Genomic DNA, 17437 nt, shown 5'->3' on the forward strand with positions numbered 1-17437 from the left:
GCGCTGAAAATTGATGATACTGATCTTCGGACGACTCGAGCCAGTTACTCCGCGGGCCGCACCTTGAACCCGTACCGCGTCACGCCTTCCTGCGTGTAGATCCGTCGGATCGTCGTCTCGATTCGATCGCCGACCGCGAAGTCCTCGGGCGCCGCGTCGGTGCCCATCGCCGCGATGCTGGCGGTCTCCGATCCGTCCTCGTCCTCGAGCGCCACGATAGCCGCCGCGTAGTCGCCGGACCGCGCCTGCTGTTCGGCGAACTCCGGCGGGGCACCGCCCTGCGAAATCGTCGTGACGGCTTCGATGGTCCCGTCACCGGGGAGCTGGACCGGTTCGTACTCAGCGAGCGCGCCGCAGTCAGCGCAGGCGCCTTCGGGCGGGAACGAGAGTGCGCCGCACTCGGGACAGCGACCGGCTGCCAGGTTGTAGCGCTGGGGGATCGAGCGCCGCCAGGAGGGGACGCTCACGTACGCGCCGCCGCCGGACGGCGGGCCGCTCGTGACCACGCCGCGCTGGCGCAGGTACTCCGCGTAGGAGAGCGAGTCGTCGCCCTCGAGTGCGTTGTTCACGGGCACCTCGCCGTCTGATTCGACGACCAGCGCGTCCGCCCCGGCGCCGCTGCCGTGGGAGACCGCGAGGACGGAGTCGTAGCCGTCGGCGAGCGCGCTGGCCAGCGAGACGGGAACGCTCGCCGCGCCGAGGTCGCCCAGATCGTGGACCGTCGCGGCGGCCTGAATCTCGTCGGTGCCGACGCCCGCAGCACCAGCAGCGCGGTAGGGAAGTTTGCCGTCGGGGGACTGAATCGCGGCGGCGTCGGGTTCCGGCTCGGTCTCGAGACCGGAGACGGCCCCGCCGATCGTCTCGGTGAACGCCGCGCGGTCGTACTGGGTGACGCCCAGTCCCTGCGTCTCGTCCTCGCCGGCGTTGCGAAACCGAGTGCCGGGGTACGGCACCGCGTACTCGGCCCGATCGACGATCTCGGCCCGACCGTCGCCGTTACTTCGGTGCGCCTCCGACGCACCGCTCTCGAGGACGAACGCGGCCGCCCCCGCGCCGGCGGCGTGATCGACGCCGTCGTCGGGGTCGCCCTGCGGGGCGTCGGCCGCGACGATGAGTCCGGTGGTCGCATCGGACGCGAGGGCGTCCATGCCGGCCCAGAGCGCTCGGGTGCCGGCCCGGGTACTGCCCGAGAAGACGTGTCGCGTCGCGGATTCGTCGACCTCGAGCATCGCACCGAGTCGGGCGGTCAGATCCTCCTCGGCCAGCGGCGGTCGCGAGGAGGCGAACGCGAGCCAGTCGACGGTCGCGGCGTCGACGTCGGCTGCCTCGAGCGCTCGACCGGCGGCCTCGTAGGCCATCGTCAGGGAATCCTCGTCGGCCGCGGCGACGGCCTTCTCGTTCACGCCGGCGGCCTGGAACTGTCCCCAGGCGTCCTGGAAGGCCTCGGCGCTGATGCGGAACCGCGGTGCGTACGCGCCGACGCCGGTGATTGCGCTCATCGGGCGCTCACCTCCGTCTCCGCTTCTTTTTCAAAGATGTGAATCACGGAGGCACCACCGCTGCCGCCGACGTTGTGCGTCAGTCCGCGCGTCGGGTTCTCGACCTGTCGCTCGCCGGCCTCGCCGGAGAGCTGTTTGAACGCCTCGACGACCTGACCGGCGCCCGTCGCGCCGATGGGGTGGCCCTTGGACTTGAGGCCGCCGGAGGTGTTGACCGGGAGGTCGCCGCCGAGTTCGGTCGCGCCGGACTCGATCAGTCGGCCGGCTTCACCTTTCTCACAGAAGCCTAGATCCTCGTAGGCCAGCAGTTCCGCGATGGCAAAGCAGTCGTGGACCTCCGCGAAGTCGAGGTCGTCCGGCTCGACGTCGGCCATCTCGTAGGCCGTTTCGGCGGCCCGCTGGCTCGCGGGAACGCCGGTGTAGGTATCGCGCTGGAAGAGCCCGACGTTGTCGCTGCCCGCGCCGACGCCAGCGACTCTGATGGGGTCGTCGGTGTAGTCGTCCACCACGTCCTCGCTGACGATCAGGGCGCAGGCCGCGCCGTCGGAGGTCGGACAGCAGTGATAGAGATTCAGGGGGTCGGCGACGACCGGGGCGGACTGGGCATCCTCGAGCGAACACTCGAAGCCCAACTGCGCGTGGGGGTTCTTCGCCCCGTTCGAGTGGTTCTTGACGGCGACCCGCGAGAGCTGTTCGCGCGTGGTGCCGTATTTCTCCATGTGGACGCTGGCCATCTGGGCGTAGACGCCGGAGAACGTCGTCCCGGAGAGCCGCTCCCACTCGGTCTCCCCCGAGACGCCGAGCCAGTACTTCGTCGCGTCGGAGCTCATGTCCGACATGATCTCGAAGCCGCCCGCGAGGACGACGTCGGCCATCCCCGATTTGACGGCCTGGACGGCCTGTCTGGTCGCGTAGCCGCTGGCCGCACAGGCGTTTTCGACCCGCGTACAGGGGACGCCGCCGAGTCCGACGTGTTCGGTGACGGCCGGTCCCGAGAGGCCGAGTTGACGTCCGCCGACGCCGAGATTCCCGACGAACGCCTCGTCGATATCGCTCGCCTCGAGTCCGTTCGGTACACTGTCAGTGGCTGCCTCGAACGCCGTCCGGAACAGCGACCGGTAGCTCTCCTCCGGGAAAGCCCCGTAATCCGACTGCCCCGCGCCGACGAGATACGCGTCTCGCATACCCGTGGGTGGGGTTTGCAAAGTGAAATACCTGTACACTCGTGGCGAAAACTGTAGCTCGATGGAACCGGTCTCGTGTACGGTGGTAACGACGGTGGCGAGTACACGGCGCTCGAGTACCACCCGCTCGCCGCGGTTCCAGTCTCTCAGCGTGCGTTCCGACACGGGGTTCAAGCGTCTCGCACTCTTACAGCGATTCATGACCCGCGCGGCGGAGCTCGCGTCCGTCCTCGAGACGACCGAGTCGCTGGTGATCGTCTGCCACGACAATCCGGACCCGGACTGTCTCGCCAGCGCACTGGCGCTCGAGGCGATCGCGAGCGACCACGACGTCGAGGAGGTGACGATCGCCTACGGCGGCGAGATCTCGCACCAGCAAAACCGTGCGTTCGTCAACATGCTCGACATCTCGCTCGAGTCGGTCGAACGCACGAACATCGACGACTACGGCTGCGTCGGCTTCGTCGACCACTCCCAGCCCGGATCGAACACCGAACTCCCGGCGAGCGTCGCGCCCGAGATCGTCGTCGACCACCACCCCGGCGATCCGGTCGACGCGACGTTCGAAGACATCCGGACCAGAGTCGGCGCGACGGCGACCATCTTCGTCGAGTACCTCCGTGACCTCGAGACCGACCTGACGACGCGTCTGGCGTCGGCGCTCCTCTTCGCCCTCCACCGCGAGCGGCTGGACTTCGTCCGCGAACCGACTCGACGGGAGTACGAGGCCGCGCTCGCGGTCTATCCCGACGCGGACCTCGAGACGCTCGAACAGCTGTACGGGAGTGCGTTCTCCCCTGGGACGCTCGATGCGATCGGACGCGCGATCGCGACTCGTGAACGACGGGGCTCGTCACTGGTCGCCAGCGTCGGCAAGACCCCCGAAACCGACGCGCTCCCGCAGGCGGCGGACTACCTGTTGAATCTCGAGGGCGTCGACACCGTCCTCGCCTACGGCATCGTCGAGGACTCGATCCGGATGAGCGCCCGTTCGATCGATCCGCGGATTCACATCGGCGAGACGCTCCAGAGTGCTTTCGCCGAACTCGGTGCTGTCGGCGGTCACCACGACATGGCCGGCGGTCGGATCGAACTCGGACTCTTCGCCGACGATGCGGAGGACGCCGAGGAACTCCTCCAGTTCGTCGACGGCCGTCTCACTCGTCGCTTCTTCGACGCGCTGAACCTCGACGACGACCAGTGAGCCTCCGCCAGTCGATCCGTTCGCACACCTGCTGACGCGGGCGGCGCGACCGGACGACGGGCGCACTCCGTGGCATCGGTCACTCGAGATCGATCACGTGCGTTTCGCCGGAGGGCTCGTGTTTGGGCAGCCAGATCGTCAGTATGCCGTTGTTGAGCGACGCCGTCACCGCGTCGGCGTCGACGGGATCGGGAAGCTGCACCTGTCGGCTGAACGACTGCGTTTCGCGCTCGCGGCGGATGTACGTCCCCGGCGACTCGTAGGCGTCGTCCGCGTCGGTCACGTCGTCCGTTTCGAACGCTCGTTCGCGCTCGCCCCTGATCTCCAGCGTGTCGCCGCGGAGTCTGCTCTCGAGGTCGTCGCTCTCGAAGCCCGGGACGTCGACGGTGACCACGAACGTGTCGCCGTGGTCGGCGAGATCCAGTCGCGTCGCCGACTCGCCCATCGCGAGGTCGAGCTGGCTGCGGGCGTCGAACTCCGACTCCCACGACCGCGCAGCCGTCCCGAAGTGTCGGCTCAGTCGGTCGAACAGGTTCTCGAGGCCGTCGAAGGGACTGGGTCCGTTTGACATGGTTACGTTTCTCGTTCGTCGTCGACGGCGAAAAAGTCCACCCTCAGCGCGACGGACGGTCTTCGTTCCGAACGTATCGGATCGATAGATTGCGGCAGAACCGAAGGGTGGGCTGGCCGTTTTTAGGCTCCTCCACGTACGATCGCGTATGAGCACCGCACTGTTCGTCGTCAGCGAGGAGGGGTACTGGGGAGAGGAATGCGTCGAACCGCTCGAGACGCTCTCGGACGCGGGCGTCGAGATCACGGTCGCGACGCCCTCGGGGAACCCGCCGGAGATCGACGAGCGCTCGATCGACCCCGAGGAGGTCGGCGAGGAGACCGCGGAACACGTCCGGGAGGTCCACGAGTCCGACGAGCGACTGAACGATCCGATTCCGACCGCGCGCGCCGACGCGGAGGCCTACGACGCCGTCGTCTTCCCCGGCGGCCACGGTACGGAGTGGGACGTCAACCAGGACAGCGACGCTCGCCGACTGCTGCGCGACATCGTCGAGGACGAAAACGGCGGGAAGGCGCTCGTGGTCTGCCACGCCGTCGGCATCCTCGCCTTCGCCCGCGACAGCCACGGCGCGTTCCTCGTCAACGGCCGCGACGTGACCGGCTTCCCCAACGAGTGGGAGGAGGGCATCGTCGACGAGAACGACTGCATGCCCAGCGGCCGGAAACTGCCCTACTGGGTCGAAGACGAGGTGAAAGCCGCCGGCGGCAACTGGGACGCGGAACTCGAGGAAGACGCGAGCGTCACCGTCGACGGCGACCTCGTCACCGCCCGCGGTCCCGGCTCGTCGAGCGCGGCGGGCGAGACGCTGCTCGAGGAACTCGACAGCTAATCGAACTGGCAGATCGATCCGTTTTTGCGGTCACTCAGCCCGCTCGAGTACTGCGATTTCGAGCCCTAATCGCGGTGTTCGACCGCGTTACGCGCGGACCGAGTCCGTTATACACACAGATTCCCGAGGTCGTGTGTGGTCCCCGCCGAACCGAACACGCCCACCCAAACCGATTCGTTGGAGAGTCACAGCTACCGCATCACCGTCGACGACGGCCGCGAGTCCTTCTACGCGCTCAGTATCGAAGACGCCGCCAGCGAGGACGCGTGGCTCATGTCCGATACCGTCGTCGCACTGGACAATATCCGATAACTCACTCGGTGTGGTCGTCGTCGGAATCACCCGATAGCCCACCCCGTCGTGATCGTCGCCGACGCGACTCGATCGCACCCGACCGCGGACGGTCCGGTCCACCGCCGATGAGAAAGTGCTTGAGGGCGCGGAATCTACCCGCTTCTCATGAGGCGTCGGACGCTTTTGGCCGGCGGTGGCAGCGCTCTCGCGGCTATCGCCGCGTCGGGAGCCGTGAGTCAGCCGTCGGGCAACGAGTCGCTGCTCGAGACGGCCCGCCGGCCCGGCGACGCGGGCGAAGCCAGTACGAACACCGAGACGATTCTCCCCGGAACCGATCACGAGACGCCGCTGTACGAGATCCGTGCAGCGAGGGACGGACCGACGGCGATGGTCTTCGGCGGCGTCCACGGCGACGAGCGAAGCGGGATCGAGGTCGCCCGCGAGATCACGGACTGGCACCCCGACGCGGGAACGCTCGTCGTGGTCCCCGAGACTAACCGCATGGCCGTCGCGAACGACGAACGCGAGGGAGTCGACGGCGACCTGAACCGCCAGTTTCCGGCCGATCGCGAACCGGCGAGCGACCTGGCGCGCGGTATCTGGGACGCCGTCGAGACCCGCGAACCCGACGTCGTCCTCGACCTCCACCGATCGCTCGGAATCTACGGGCTCCACCGGGAGTACGTCGGACAGGCGATCTTCCACTCGCCGGACGCCCGCGGCGACGCGCTCGCCGACCGTCTCGACGCCGACGCCGTCCCGTGGTATCTGCCGTTCCACCGGTTTACGGCCCGGGAGAGCGGTCTCTCGGGACCGTTGCTCTTCCAGAAGGCAGCCCGCGACCTCGAGGCCAGCGCCTACATCTTCGAGACGACGGAGTTCCTGCTCGACCAGTCGACGAGAAACGAGATGACGCGACTGGCGGCCGCACACGTCCTCGAGCTACACGGCCTGCTCGAGGTCGGAGGTGGCCGATGACCGCCGGAGACGAGCGGACGACTGCCCTCCGCGGCGTCGGTCGTCGGCTGCCGGTCTCGCCTCGCCGGATCGTCACGAGTCCGGCGACGCTCGCCGCGTTCGCGCTGCTCGTCGTCCCGTTCGGACTGGGATGGCTCGAGACGCGGCTCTTTTCGCCGCTCGCGCTGCCCGGCTACCTGCTCTACAGCGTCGGAACGGCGATCGGTAACGCCGTCGCGCCGCGATTCGATCTGTGGGTCTACTGGGTGCCGTTCCTCGGCGGGTCCGCGGGCATCGCCGTCGTCGTCGGCTTGGCATTCGAGTGGTGGCGCGAGCGGCGGGACGAGAGCCGGCGCGAACGCTGCAACGCTAGCTCGCGCGAACGTCTGTAACCCGGGACCGATCCACCCGCCAGACGAGGTTGCCGCGAATCAGTCCCTTTTTACGCGATGGCGGGGAATTCAGGGCTATGAGCTTCGACGAAGACGACCGCGTCGTCCTGAACGACGAGCACAGCGAGTTCGACGGAGAGACCGGCACCATCACCCAGACGATGGAGTCGATGTTCGGCGACGTCACCTACACCATCAGCTTCGAAGACGGGCAGGAGACCGGCGTTCCCGAGGACTCCCTCGAGGAGGCCGACGAGGAAGCCGACGCGGACGAAGACGAAGAGTAAGCGAGCGACTGGCCGCGAGCCAGCCGCTCGAATCGCCACCAGATCACGGACAGACCGCAGATGCCACAGATCCCGCTTCACTACGTCGACCTACGCACGTTCTGTTACGCCACCGAGGACGAGAAACGCGTCGAGGAGGCGCTCAGAACCTTCCTCCCCGAGGAGTTCGAAATCGAACGCGCCGAGAGCGAGGGCCACTTCGGCGACCGCATTCTCGTCCTCTCGGCGCGCGTCGAGCGAGCGGACGAGATCCGCCACGTGCTCTCGCGACTGGCCGACCTCGAGTCGTTCGACGATCTGATCGACGAACTCGACGACCGGGTCACCGAGAACACCGAACTCTTCTTGCGACTCGACAAGCAGGGGGCCTTCGCGGGCGACGTCCGACTGGGCGACGGGATCACCTTCCGCGGAAAGGTCGAAGCCTACCCCGCGAAGAAGGAACAGGCCGTCGAAAACGCGGAAGAAGTTCTCGAGCGGCTTCGGGACGATCGGTAGTCCGGTTCGATTCTCCAGCGGCGATATCGATACTCGCTACCGGAGCCGTCGGTACGCGCGCAGCAGCATCGACGCGGCCGTTCCGAGCCCGGGAATCCTCGAGGAGAGGGCGGCGGCCCCGAGCAACAGGAGGCCGCTCTTCCGGCGTCCCTTCGAGAGCTCCATGATGCCGTCGATCGCCGTCGTGACGACGCCCGCGTTCTTCAGCAGTTCCGTTCGATCGCCTTGCGCTCGTGTGGATGCCATGGATCTGTGCTATCAACGTCGACCAGCGGCAAACCGTGGCGGCCTGCAGGTGTCGGGTCGCGGCTCCCGATTCGACGGCTCGCGCTCGCGGTCGTGACGGCCGACGAGCGCGGCGTTTTTGACGCCGGCCTGCGACCGTATGCGTATGGACATTCACGTCGTCGGCGACGATCCGGTCCGCGCGGCCGTCGTCGCCGCGCTCGGAGACGTCGACGTCAGCGTCGTCAACGCCAGTGCCGACGACCTCGCGGACGCCCGGTTCGCGGTCGTGAGCGACGTCGTCGGCTCGCCCGCGTTCGACCGGGCGAACGAGGCCGCTCGAGCGGGGGGAACCCCGTGGATCGCCGTCGAGATCGGCGGCGTCGGGGGACGGCCGCTCGAGGCGGTCGACGCGGCCGTCTCGGGATTCGCTCCCGCCACCGGCTGTTTCGACTGCCTCCGCCACCGCGTCGCCTCGAACCTCGAGGAGGGGACGACGAGCGAGCGGCCGAAGGGAGATCGCAGCGCCGCACGACTGGCGGGGGCGGTCGCCGGGCGGGAGTGCGTGCGGGTCCTCTCGGGCGACGAGGAGTCGATCATCGGCAACGTCCTGGAACTCCCCCATCGGCGACGGCGATTTCTGCCGGTGCCGGGCTGTGACTGTCAGGACGGCGAGCGAGAGCGCGCGCTCGAGCGCGACGACGACGCGCTCGGCCTCGACGCGGCCGTCGAACGCGCCGAGGCGGCGATCGACGACCGGGTCGGGGTCGTCACGAGCATCGGCGAGATCGAGTCGTTCCCCGTCCCGTACTACTTCGCGACGACGGCGGACACGTCGACCTTCAGCGACGCCAGCGCGCCGACGCAGGCGGCCGGCGTCGCCGACGACTGGAACGCGGCGCTGATGAAAGCCGTCGGCGAGGGCCTCGAGCGCTACTGTGCCGGCGTCTATCGCGACGCGGAGTTCGTCCACGCGAGCGAGGACGACCTCGAGAACGCGGTCTCTCCGACCGACCTCGTCCGACCCGAGGACGCGCCCGTCTACGATGGAAGCGACGAGAACCGGTGGGTACCCGGCGAGAATCTCGCGACCGGTGAGTCGGTTCACCTGCCGGCCGCCGCGGTCCAGTTCCCCCAGCCGGGCGAGCGACTCGTTCCGGCGATCACGACCGGGCTGGGACTCGGCTCTTCGACCGTCGACGCGCTGCTGTCGGGGCTGACGGAGGTGCTCGAGCGCGACGCGACCATGCTCGCGTGGTACTCGTCGTTCGAGCCGCTCGGCCTGACGGTCGACGACGACGCGTTCGCGGTGCTCGAGCGCCGCGCCCGAAGCGAGGGACTGTCGGTGACGCCGCTGCTCGTCACGCAGGATATCGACGTCCCCGCGGTCGCCGTCGCCGTCCACCGGGATCCGGAAACGCTCGCGGACGGGCTCGAGCCGGCAGACGACGAGTGGCCGGCCTTTGCCGTCGGTTCCGCGGCCGGGCTCGACGCCACGGCCGCCGCGCGGTCGGCGCTCGAGGAGGCGCTCCAGAACTGGACGGAACTGCGCGGCCTCGGCCCCGAGGAGGCCGCCGACGCCTCCGGTTCGATCGGCGAGTACGCCGCGTTCCCGGCGGCCGTCCGGTCGTTCGTCGACGTCGAGCGGACGATTCCGGCCGCGAGCGTCGGCCCGGACCCGGTGCCGTCGGGTCGGGAGGCACTCGAGGCGCTCGTTTCGCGGACGGCCGACGCCGACCTGACGCCCTACGCGGCGCGACTGACGACCCGGGACGTCGAGCGCGTCGGATTCGAGGCCGTCCGCGTGGTCGTGCCGGGTGCACAGCCGCTGTTCACCGGCGAGCCGTTCTTCGGCGAGCGGGCGCGGACGGTCCCGGACGACCTCGGGTTCGAGCCGCGGCTCGAGCGGGCGTTCCATCCCTACCCCTGAGCGGGGGCTCTCGAGTACGCAGAAATGCGGTCGGTTCCGGATCGGACCCGTTCAGCCCGTCGTCACTCGCCGTCCGTTTCGTTCCCGTCGGTCTCGGCCGTTTCGTTATCGCCGTCGTCGTCGACAGTTTCGTTCTCGGCCCCGTCACCGTGGTCGACTTCGATCACGAGGTCGTCGTCGTAGAGTCGGATCACGACGAGTTGGGTGTCCGAGGTGATGGACGCTTCCCGGACCTCCGCTTCGTCCTCGTCTTCGATTTTGGCGACGCGAAAGCTTTGCTCCGTTTTGTCGAGGTTCGGGGGTTTGACGTTGTCCCCCGGGGTGATGGAGTAACTCTGGTCGTAGCTTTCTCGGCTCGCCTCGAGATCGTAGGCCTGGAGGTGGAGGTTCTGCGTCTGCTCGGCTTCACTGTAGATCTCGATGGGGACGACTCCTTGCAGTCCGAAGTGCTCCTGGACGCCGTCGACACAGCCCGCGAGTCCGACGGCGGCGGCCACTCCGGCGGACTGAAGTAGCGTACGGCGGTTCACACTCGACTCTCGGGAGCGGACGAACGTAGGCGTTACTCTTCGCGGCTCCGCACGCTTGTGACAGGCTACCGTTCGGTTTATGATGTGTGAGGGAAACACACGCACGTATGGAGAAAACCGCAATCGACGACGTCGGTATCGAGACCAACCCGATGGACGTCCACTCGATCAGACGGCCGATCTCGCAGGCGCTCGGCTTTACGGATTTCGCGATGAATTACTTCGAACTCGAGGCCGGCGAGTCCTTTTCCGGCGGGTTTCACACCCACCACGACCAGGAGGAGGTCTTTTACGTACAGGACGGGACTGCGACGTTCGATACGGAGGAGGGCGAGGTCACCGTCGAGGAAGGGGAGGTGATCCGGTTCGCTCCGGGGGAGTTCCAGCACGGGTACAACGACGGCGACGACCCGGTCGTCGGCTTCGCCTTCGGCGCACCCGACGCCCGACACGACTGGGATCAGATCGAATCGATGATCTACTGCCGGAACTGCGAGGAAGAAGTCGGCCACGGCCTCGAACTCACGGACGAGGGAGGGTTCCGAATGGACTGCACCGACTGTGGCAACACGTTTACGATCGGCGGCTGATCGGAACCACGATCAGCAGACGCACTCGCGGATAAATTCTGGGCTTTACTACTCCTTCTATTATAGTCGGTGTCCCCGTTCGACCGTTCTGCAGCGGGGTGGCTATTGACATGTTAACAAGCACATTCTCGGCGGTCTGGTGCGTGTCATGTAGTATCGTGATGGTCGACACCGGAAAGTGTGCTCGAACGGGCAGCGACGCACCGCTGTAGTGACCGTCACTGGAATCGGGGAATCTCCCCGGAGTGGATTGTACAACGAGTAGAACCGAATCGAACGCGAAGCAACTTCGACACGAGTTACCAACACAATGGCACGAAACGTAACGATGGGTGCGATCGGTGTGCTCTCACTGATCGGACTCGTCACGGCGAGTCTCGAGTTGTATCGAGTGTTCTCGTTCGTCGGGGCGTTGATCATCCTCTCGGTGATCGCGTCGGCGACGATCGAGCGAAGCGATAGCGATCCCGATATTGCCCCGTATACGGGGCTTATCGGCGCACTAGCGGCCTTTTTTCTGGTCGGACTGGGCGGCATCTGGCTGACGTGGGAGCCGGGCACGACCGAGTTCAGCTACGTCCTCGGCGTCCCGGCGTCGACGCTCATCTACTACGGATTGATCTGGTTGGCACCGCTGACCGCCGCGGTCTACTACTCCCTGATCTTCGATCGAATCGCCGGGGAAGAGATCGTCGACGACATCATCGGATCGGCTCGCGAACGACAGCGCGAGGAGTCGTTCCCGCTGGCACCGGAGCAACCGACACAGTCCCCCGACGGCGTCGAAGTGACCGACGGTGGTGAGGTGACCGATGAGTAATCTCCTCTCGCTGCTCCCGCTCCCGCTTCAGGAGGGCGGGATTCCCGTCGCCGACGATCCCGTTATCATCGCCTTCGGTGCGGCGTACCTGCTCATCGTGGTCCTGATCGGTGCCTGGGGCTGGTCGCGTACGAACTCGACGAGCGACTTCCTGATCACGGGCAAGAGCATCGGGACGTGGGTGCTCGCACTGACGGCGTTCTCGGTGATCCAGTCCGGCTTCGGGTTCGTCGGCGGTCCGGAACTGGTCTACGAGTTCGGAAACACGGCGCTGTGGATCTTCTTCACCGCGCCGCTCGGCTTCCTGCTCACGTGGATCGTCCTCGCGAAGCGGATGCGGCTGATGGCCGATATCCGAAACGTACTGACGCTCCCCGATGCGATGTACGCCCGCTACGAGAGCGACGCCGTCCGCGGGCTGACCGGCGTCGCGGTCATCGTCGGCGTGATCGCCTACCTCGCGACGAATCTCGCGGCCCTCCAGTTCGTCATGCGGGCGATCTTCGGGATCCCCGTCATCTGGGGCCTGCTCGGCGGGGCGCTCATCCTGTTGCTGTACAGTATGCTCGGCGGGATGATCGCCGGCGTCTGGACGGACTTCCTGCAGGCGATCACCATGATCGCCGGTGCCGGGCTCGTCTTCGCCTACGCGATTTCCTTCGGCGGCGGCATGTCGAACATCTCCCAGAACCTCGCGACCGCGGATCCGAACCTGATCGCTCCCTTCGGCGCGATGGGCGGCGCGACCACGGCCGTTCTCGTCGCCGTCGCGTGGTGGATCCTGTTCTCCGTCGGCGCGGCGGGCCAGCCCCACCTGATCACGAAGTTCTACATGAGTCGCGACATGAAGATCCTGAAGTGGGGTGCGCCGATCGCCGCCATCTCTTACGCCATCTCGAGCCTGATCGCCTTCTCGGCGGGCCTGTCGATGCGCGCGATGGTCGAGGCCGGTGAGGTCTCGGAGACGTTCGCCGCCTCGGAGGTTGGCCCCGTCTTCGTCCTCGAGTACACGCCGAGCGTCGTCGCGGGACTCATTCTCGCCGCACTGCTCGCGGCGATCATGTCCACGAGCGACTCGTTCCTGAACATCGGCGCGGCGGCCGTCTCTCGAGACATCCCGCGAGCGTTCGGCAAGCCGATCACCGACGACAGGACCGAACTCCGCGTGACGCAGGCGGCGCTGGCCGGACTGACGATCCTCTCGACCGGCGTCGTCTACTACTCCGACGCGCTCGTCGGCATCCTCGGCACGATCGGCTGGGGCTTCTTCGCCGCCGCGTTCGTCCCCGTCGTCGTCTTCGGACTGAACTGGAAGGGGGCGACGAAGGAGGGGGCGATCGCCGCTCTCGTCGCCGGACTCGTCATCAACGTCCTCTACAGCGCCGCGCCGATGGCCGCCGAAGTCGCCGGCTACGAGGGACTCGCGAGCGGAATCATGGCGACCTACCCCTATCCCGACGTCTTCCCCGTCGGAACGGTGGCGCTGTTGGTCGCCACCGTCCTGTTCGTCGGCGTCTCGCTGGTGACCCAGGACGGCTCGGAGCTGCCGAGTGATCTCCACGCGCTGCTCGAACGATGACGACCGAGATCGAATCCGAATCCACGAACGAGCGCGAACACGAAACCGTGACCACATCCGAAACCCCGATCGCGCGGTTCCCGCGGTGGCTCCGCCAGCGCCCGAACTCGATCGAGTTCTGGGAACTGGTGTGCACCGACGAGCGACTCGTCTGGTGTTACGTCGGCCAGTCGTATCGCTCGATGCTGTTGCGAGCCGATATGGGCGAACGCGACCGGGCCATCGTCGAGGACAGCCACCCCGAGGAACTGGTCGACCTCGCCGAGGAAAACTTCGCGATTCCGCTCGAGGCTCTCGAGTCGATCCGCCACGTCGAGGGGACGCGGTTTCGCCGCGCCAGGCTCGAACTCGAGTGGCGAGAGGACGGCGACGGGACGCCCTACGACGGGGAGATGACGCTGGTCAGCACGAGCAGGGCCGAGTCGCAGCGCGACCTCGTCGCCGCGCTGGCGGACGATCCGCGTCTCGAGCACGTCGACGTCGAACTCGACGAACCGCGCTGGACGCTGTTCTAAGTCGATTCCGAACCTCTCTGGCCGATCTCTCGCGAACTATGGGCCGGTGTTTCAATCCGATGACGGCCGGGAGATAGGACGGCGGTCAGTTTTCACAGCCCCACCCGAACGCCGTCCAGCCGCCGTCGGCGGTGAGCACTTCTCCCGTGACGAAGTTGTCCCTCGAGGCGAGGAACTCGACGCAGTTCGCGACTTCTTCCGGCGTTCCGAACCGATCGAGCGGCGTCCGGTCCCTGACGTCCTGCTGATCGAATCCGGTCTCGTCCTGAGCCTGTTCGACCATCTCGGTCATGATGTACCCCGGCGCGAGCGCGTTGACCTGAATGTCGTGTTCCGCCCACTCGACGGCGAGACACCGGGTGAGGTTGTTGACGCCGCCCTTCGTCGTGTTGTACGGCATCCTATCCCGTTGCCCCATGCTGCCCATCATGCTCGAGATGTTGACAATGCTCCCGCCGTCTCCCTGTTCGATCATCCAGGCTCCGGCCGATTGCGCGCAGAAGAAGGTTCCCGTCAAGTTAACGTCGACGACCTGCTGCCAGTCTTCCGGCGCCATCTCCTCCGCGGGACCGCGGATGTTGATCCCCGCGTTGTTCACCAGAACGTCGAGACGACCGAAACGGTCGACGGTCTCGTCGATCAGGTTCTCGACGGCCGGTTTCTCGCTCACGTCGACTTCGACCGCGTGGGCCGAGCCGTCGGTCTCGTCGAGCGCGTCGACGACCCGTTCGCAGTCCTCGAGCGACCGCGAACAGATAACGACGTTGTCGCCGTTCTCCGCGAATCGAGTCGCGATCCGCTCTCCTAATCCTCTGGTCGAGCCCGTTACGATCACCGTCCGCTCGTCCGGTTCGGTCGCCATACTGCGGTAGATTCCCACACCCCGGCGCTTAATTACTTTGATAGCGGGGTGAATCTATACTGTCGACTTCTCGTTCCCGTCACTCGCGCACGTCGAGAGGGGTCTCCTCGGAACGCGCCGTTCGCAGATCGAACGATCGATACGCAGTTTCGGAGTCGAATTCGAGTCACTAGACGCGTCAGACGGACGGTTTTTCACGGAGAACGACGAGGTATCACGCATGTCGACACCGGATCCATCGGCGGCAGAGATCGACACGACACTGTTCATTACCGTCTCCGGGCCACCGGGCTGTGGTGCGACGACGCTCTGTGAGCGACTCGCCGACGCGATGGGCTGTCCGTACGTCTCCGGCGGCGACATCTTCCGAGAGATCGCGGAGGACCGGGACATGAACCTCAACCAGTTGACGGCGCAGGCGGACTCGTCCGAGGAGATCGACCGCGCGCTCGATCAGCGACTCCAGCAGATCGCCGAGAAGTGGGGGACGGCGAACAAGCCCTTTATCCTCGAGTCCCGCCTCGCGGGCTGGCTCGCCGGCGAGCGGGCCGACCTCCGCATCTGGCTCGACGCGCCCGAGGACGTCCGCCTCGAGCGGATCGAGGACCGCGTCGAGACCGAAGCCGAGATGCGCGTCCGCGAGGTCAGCGAGGCCGGCCGCTATCAGTCGTACTACCAGATCGACATCGACGACCGGGAGTTCTACGACCTCTCGATCAACACCGCCCGCTGGAGCAAAGCGGGCGTGTTCGAACTCGTTCGGACGGCACTCGAGGAGTACGACGCCGAAATCGACGAGGGGGCGTTCTCGACGCCGGATGTCGATCCGTAGCTCGGAGTCATAGGAGGTTCCTCCGCGGCCGGCATCTGCCGTCGTCGAAACCGGTCACGACGGTAGTTCTTTTGTGGTATGTGTAAACAATCACCAGTATATGGCGTACTACGTCACGATCGACGGCGAGACGTACGATGAGGCTCGCGAGTCGTTCTCGTGGGACGTGCCGGCGGGGTTCAACGCGGCCGCGGATCTGGTCGGTAAACACGACGACGGCGACAGAGTCGCGCTCTATCAGGTGGCGGCCGACGGCGGCCACGAGGAGTACACTTTCGCCGACCTCGACGCGCAGTCCAACGCCGTCGCGGGCGCGCTCGAGTCCCGCGGCATCGAGTACGGTGACCGCGTCGCCGTCGTCGTCCCGCAGAAGCCGGCGAACGTCCTCACGCATCTCGCCTGCTGGAAGCTAGGTTCGGTCTCGCTCCCGCTGTCGGTGCTGTTCGGCGACGACGCGCTCCGCTACCGACTGACCGACAGCGAGGCCCGCGCGGCCGTCGTCGACGCCAGCCAGTGGGAGACGATGCTGGAGGTCGCACCTGACTGTCCGCACCTCGAGTACGTCTTCGTCGTCGGGGACGGCGAAACCGACGTCGAGGCGGACGCAGTCGACGGCGTGACCGTCGCGCGATTCGAAGACGCCGTCGACTGGGGGGAGACGACGTTCGAGTCGGCGGCGACCGACGTCGACACGCCCGCGATCATCATGTACACGAGCGGCAGCACGGGCGAGCCGAAAGGCGTCCTTCACACCCACGGCGTCTGGCTCGGTCACTGTCCGGCGTTCACGATGTACTTCGAGCGCGACGTGCGCGAGGGCGTCTACTGGACGCCGGCCGACTGGGCCTGGATCGGCGCGCTCGGCGACCTCGTCTTCCCGGCCTGGCACTACGGCCGGCCGGTGGTGGGGTACCCGATGGGGTCGTTCGACCCCGAACGCGCCTACGAGATCATGGCCGCGTTCGACGTCACGAACGCCTTCCTCCCGCCGACGGCGGTCCGGATGCTGATGGGCGTCGAGGATCCCACCGAACGGTACGACCTCTCGCTCGAGGCGATCTGCTCCGGCGGCGAACCGTTGACCGGAGAGATCCTCGAGTGGGCCGCGGAGTCGCTCGAGGGCGTGGTCGTCAACGAACTCTACGGCCAGACGGAGGCGAACCTGCTCGTGACCAACTGCCGGGAGTGGTTCCCGGCGAAGCCGGGCAGTATGGGGAAACCGGTCCCCGGTCACGACGTCGCCGTGCTCGATTCCGAGACGGGTGAGCGAGTGGAATCCGGAGCGATCGGTGAGATCGCGGTTCGACGCGGTGACGATCCGGTGATCTTCGAGGCGTACTGGAACGCCCCCGAGAAGACCGAGCGGGTGACGCTCGAGGACGGCCCCAGCGGCGGTGAGGATGCGATGCGATCCTCAGCTGACGGGACGTCTGACGGCGACACGTGGCATCTCACGGGCGATCTGGCGGAACGGGACGACGACGGGTATTGCTGGTTCACCTCGCGGGACGACGACCTCATCATCACGAGCGGCTACCGCGTCGCGCCGCGGGAGGTCGAGGAGACGATCCTCGAGCACGAGGCCGTCGCACAGGTCGGCGTAGTGGGGGTTCCGGACGAGACGCGCGGCGAGATCATCAAGGCGGTCGTTCAGCCCGTAGACGGCGTGGCGGGAACGGACGAGTTGCGCGAGGAGATTCAGGATCTGGTCCGCGAGAAGTTAGCGGAGTACGAGTACCCGCGGGAACTCGAGTTCCGCGACGAACTGCCGACCACGACGACCGGGAAGATTCGGCGAACTGAACTCGTCTGAGTCGGTTCCGGGACAGGAGTTCC

General features: G+C 66.7%; 20 protein-coding genes. 14 read left to right on the forward strand and 6 right to left on the reverse strand.

The genetic code is table 11. The features are described from left to right. Positions 1 to 44: 44 nt before the first annotated feature. Positions 45 to 1499, reverse strand: a complete 1455-nt coding sequence (locus ACSFC7_RS15540) for a zinc ribbon domain-containing protein (RefSeq protein ID WP_436343731.1) — start codon at positions 1497 to 1499, stop codon at positions 45 to 47. Continuing rightward, positions 1496 to 2683, reverse strand: coding sequence for a thiolase domain-containing protein (locus tag ACSFC7_RS15545; protein WP_436343732.1), 1188 nt, complete (start codon positions 2681 to 2683; stop codon positions 1496 to 1498). Before ACSFC7_RS15545 ends, ACSFC7_RS15540 begins: the two co-directional genes overlap by 4 nt. A gap of 199 nt (positions 2684 to 2882) precedes the next feature. Here ACSFC7_RS15545 and ACSFC7_RS15550 point away from each other — a divergent pair, with 199 nt between their 5' ends. After that, on the forward strand, positions 2883 to 3887 hold the full coding sequence (locus ACSFC7_RS15550) for a DHH family phosphoesterase (protein ID WP_436343733.1): 1005 nt from the start codon (positions 2883 to 2885) through the stop codon (positions 3885 to 3887). Between the two features lie 79 nt (positions 3888 to 3966). On the opposite strand, the gene ACSFC7_RS15555 is transcribed toward ACSFC7_RS15550, so the two are convergent. Beyond that, positions 3967 to 4458 carry an Hsp20/alpha crystallin family protein gene (locus ACSFC7_RS15555; RefSeq protein WP_436343734.1) on the reverse strand — a complete coding sequence of 164 codons (492 nt, stop codon included), beginning with the start codon at positions 4456 to 4458 and terminating at the stop codon, positions 3967 to 3969. Between the two features lie 148 nt (positions 4459 to 4606). On the opposite strand from ACSFC7_RS15555, the gene ACSFC7_RS15560 reads away from it, so the two are divergent. From ACSFC7_RS15560 to ACSFC7_RS15585, 6 genes are all read left to right on the forward strand, one after another. Next, a complete protein-coding gene (locus ACSFC7_RS15560) occupies positions 4607 to 5290 on the forward strand; it encodes a type 1 glutamine amidotransferase domain-containing protein (protein ID WP_436343735.1) in 684 nt (227 codons plus the stop codon). Positions 5291 to 5425: 135 nt separating this feature from the next. After that, positions 5426 to 5602, forward strand: coding sequence for a hypothetical protein (locus ACSFC7_RS15565; protein WP_436343736.1), 177 nt, complete (start codon positions 5426 to 5428; stop codon positions 5600 to 5602). Between the two features lie 147 nt (positions 5603 to 5749). Beyond that, the gene (locus ACSFC7_RS15570; protein WP_436343737.1) at positions 5750 to 6562 is read left to right on the forward strand and encodes a succinylglutamate desuccinylase/aspartoacylase family protein; all 813 of its coding nucleotides are present in this window, start codon (positions 5750 to 5752) and stop codon (positions 6560 to 6562) included. Continuing rightward, positions 6559 to 6933 (forward strand): hypothetical protein, encoded by a 375-nt coding sequence (locus ACSFC7_RS15575; RefSeq protein ID WP_436343738.1) that lies wholly within the window; start codon positions 6559 to 6561, stop codon positions 6931 to 6933. Before ACSFC7_RS15570 ends, ACSFC7_RS15575 begins: the two co-directional genes overlap by 4 nt. 77 nt (positions 6934 to 7010) lie before the next feature. Further along, a complete protein-coding gene (locus ACSFC7_RS15580) occupies positions 7011 to 7220 on the forward strand; it encodes a DUF1918 domain-containing protein (protein ID WP_436343739.1) in 210 nt (69 codons plus the stop codon). A 60-nt stretch (positions 7221 to 7280) separates the two neighbouring features. Continuing rightward, positions 7281 to 7718: an RNA-binding protein gene (locus tag ACSFC7_RS15585; protein ID WP_436343740.1), complete on the forward strand. Its 438-nt coding sequence runs from the start codon at positions 7281 to 7283 to the stop codon at positions 7716 to 7718. Positions 7719 to 7754: 36 nt separating this feature from the next. Here the strand turns inward: ACSFC7_RS15585 and ACSFC7_RS15590 are convergent, their stop codons facing one another. Continuing rightward, positions 7755 to 7964 carry a hypothetical protein gene (locus tag ACSFC7_RS15590; protein ID WP_436343741.1) on the reverse strand — a complete coding sequence of 70 codons (210 nt, stop codon included), beginning with the start codon at positions 7962 to 7964 and terminating at the stop codon, positions 7755 to 7757. Between the two features lie 145 nt (positions 7965 to 8109). Here ACSFC7_RS15590 and ACSFC7_RS15595 point away from each other — a divergent pair, with 145 nt between their 5' ends. Continuing rightward, on the forward strand, positions 8110 to 9873 hold the full coding sequence (locus ACSFC7_RS15595; protein WP_436343742.1) for a YcaO-like family protein: 1764 nt from the start codon (positions 8110 to 8112) through the stop codon (positions 9871 to 9873). Between the two features lie 62 nt (positions 9874 to 9935). Here the strand turns inward: ACSFC7_RS15595 and ACSFC7_RS15600 are convergent, their stop codons facing one another. Then, on the reverse strand, positions 9936 to 10403 hold the full coding sequence (locus tag ACSFC7_RS15600; RefSeq protein WP_436343743.1) for a hypothetical protein: 468 nt from the start codon (positions 10401 to 10403) through the stop codon (positions 9936 to 9938). A 107-nt stretch (positions 10404 to 10510) separates the two neighbouring features. On the opposite strand from ACSFC7_RS15600, the gene ACSFC7_RS15605 reads away from it, so the two are divergent. From ACSFC7_RS15605 to ACSFC7_RS15620, 4 genes are all read left to right on the forward strand, one after another. Then, positions 10511 to 10993 (forward strand): cupin domain-containing protein, encoded by a 483-nt coding sequence (locus tag ACSFC7_RS15605; protein WP_436343744.1) that lies wholly within the window; start codon positions 10511 to 10513, stop codon positions 10991 to 10993. Between the two features lie 310 nt (positions 10994 to 11303). Beyond that, entirely contained in the window at positions 11304 to 11813 is a 510-nt protein-coding gene (locus tag ACSFC7_RS15610; protein ID WP_436343745.1) for a hypothetical protein, read from the forward strand. After that, positions 11806 to 13392 carry a sodium/proline symporter gene (locus ACSFC7_RS15615; protein WP_436343746.1) on the forward strand — a complete coding sequence of 529 codons (1587 nt, stop codon included), beginning with the start codon at positions 11806 to 11808 and terminating at the stop codon, positions 13390 to 13392. The genes ACSFC7_RS15610 and ACSFC7_RS15615 overlap by 8 nt, the downstream gene beginning before the upstream one ends. Next, entirely contained in the window at positions 13389 to 13907 is a 519-nt protein-coding gene (locus ACSFC7_RS15620) for a hypothetical protein (protein WP_436343747.1), read from the forward strand. Before ACSFC7_RS15615 ends, ACSFC7_RS15620 begins: the two co-directional genes overlap by 4 nt. Positions 13908 to 13992: 85 nt before the next feature. On the opposite strand, the gene ACSFC7_RS15625 is transcribed toward ACSFC7_RS15620, so the two are convergent. Continuing rightward, positions 13993 to 14769: an SDR family NAD(P)-dependent oxidoreductase gene (locus ACSFC7_RS15625; protein ID WP_436343748.1), complete on the reverse strand. Its 777-nt coding sequence runs from the start codon at positions 14767 to 14769 to the stop codon at positions 13993 to 13995. A gap of 220 nt (positions 14770 to 14989) precedes the next feature. Here ACSFC7_RS15625 and cmk point away from each other — a divergent pair, with 220 nt between their 5' ends. Next, entirely contained in the window at positions 14990 to 15601 is a 612-nt protein-coding gene (gene cmk, locus ACSFC7_RS15630; RefSeq protein ID WP_436343749.1) for a (d)CMP kinase, read from the forward strand. Positions 15602 to 15701: 100 nt separating this feature from the next. Then, positions 15702 to 17414 (forward strand): AMP-binding protein, encoded by a 1713-nt coding sequence (locus tag ACSFC7_RS15635; RefSeq protein WP_436343750.1) that lies wholly within the window; start codon positions 15702 to 15704, stop codon positions 17412 to 17414. The last annotated feature ends 23 nt before the right edge of the window (positions 17415 to 17437 follow it).

Origin of the sequence: Natronorubrum halobium, assembly GCF_051351675.1 — an archaeon.
Taxonomy (GTDB): Archaea; Halobacteriota; Halobacteria; order Halobacteriales; family Natrialbaceae; genus Natronorubrum.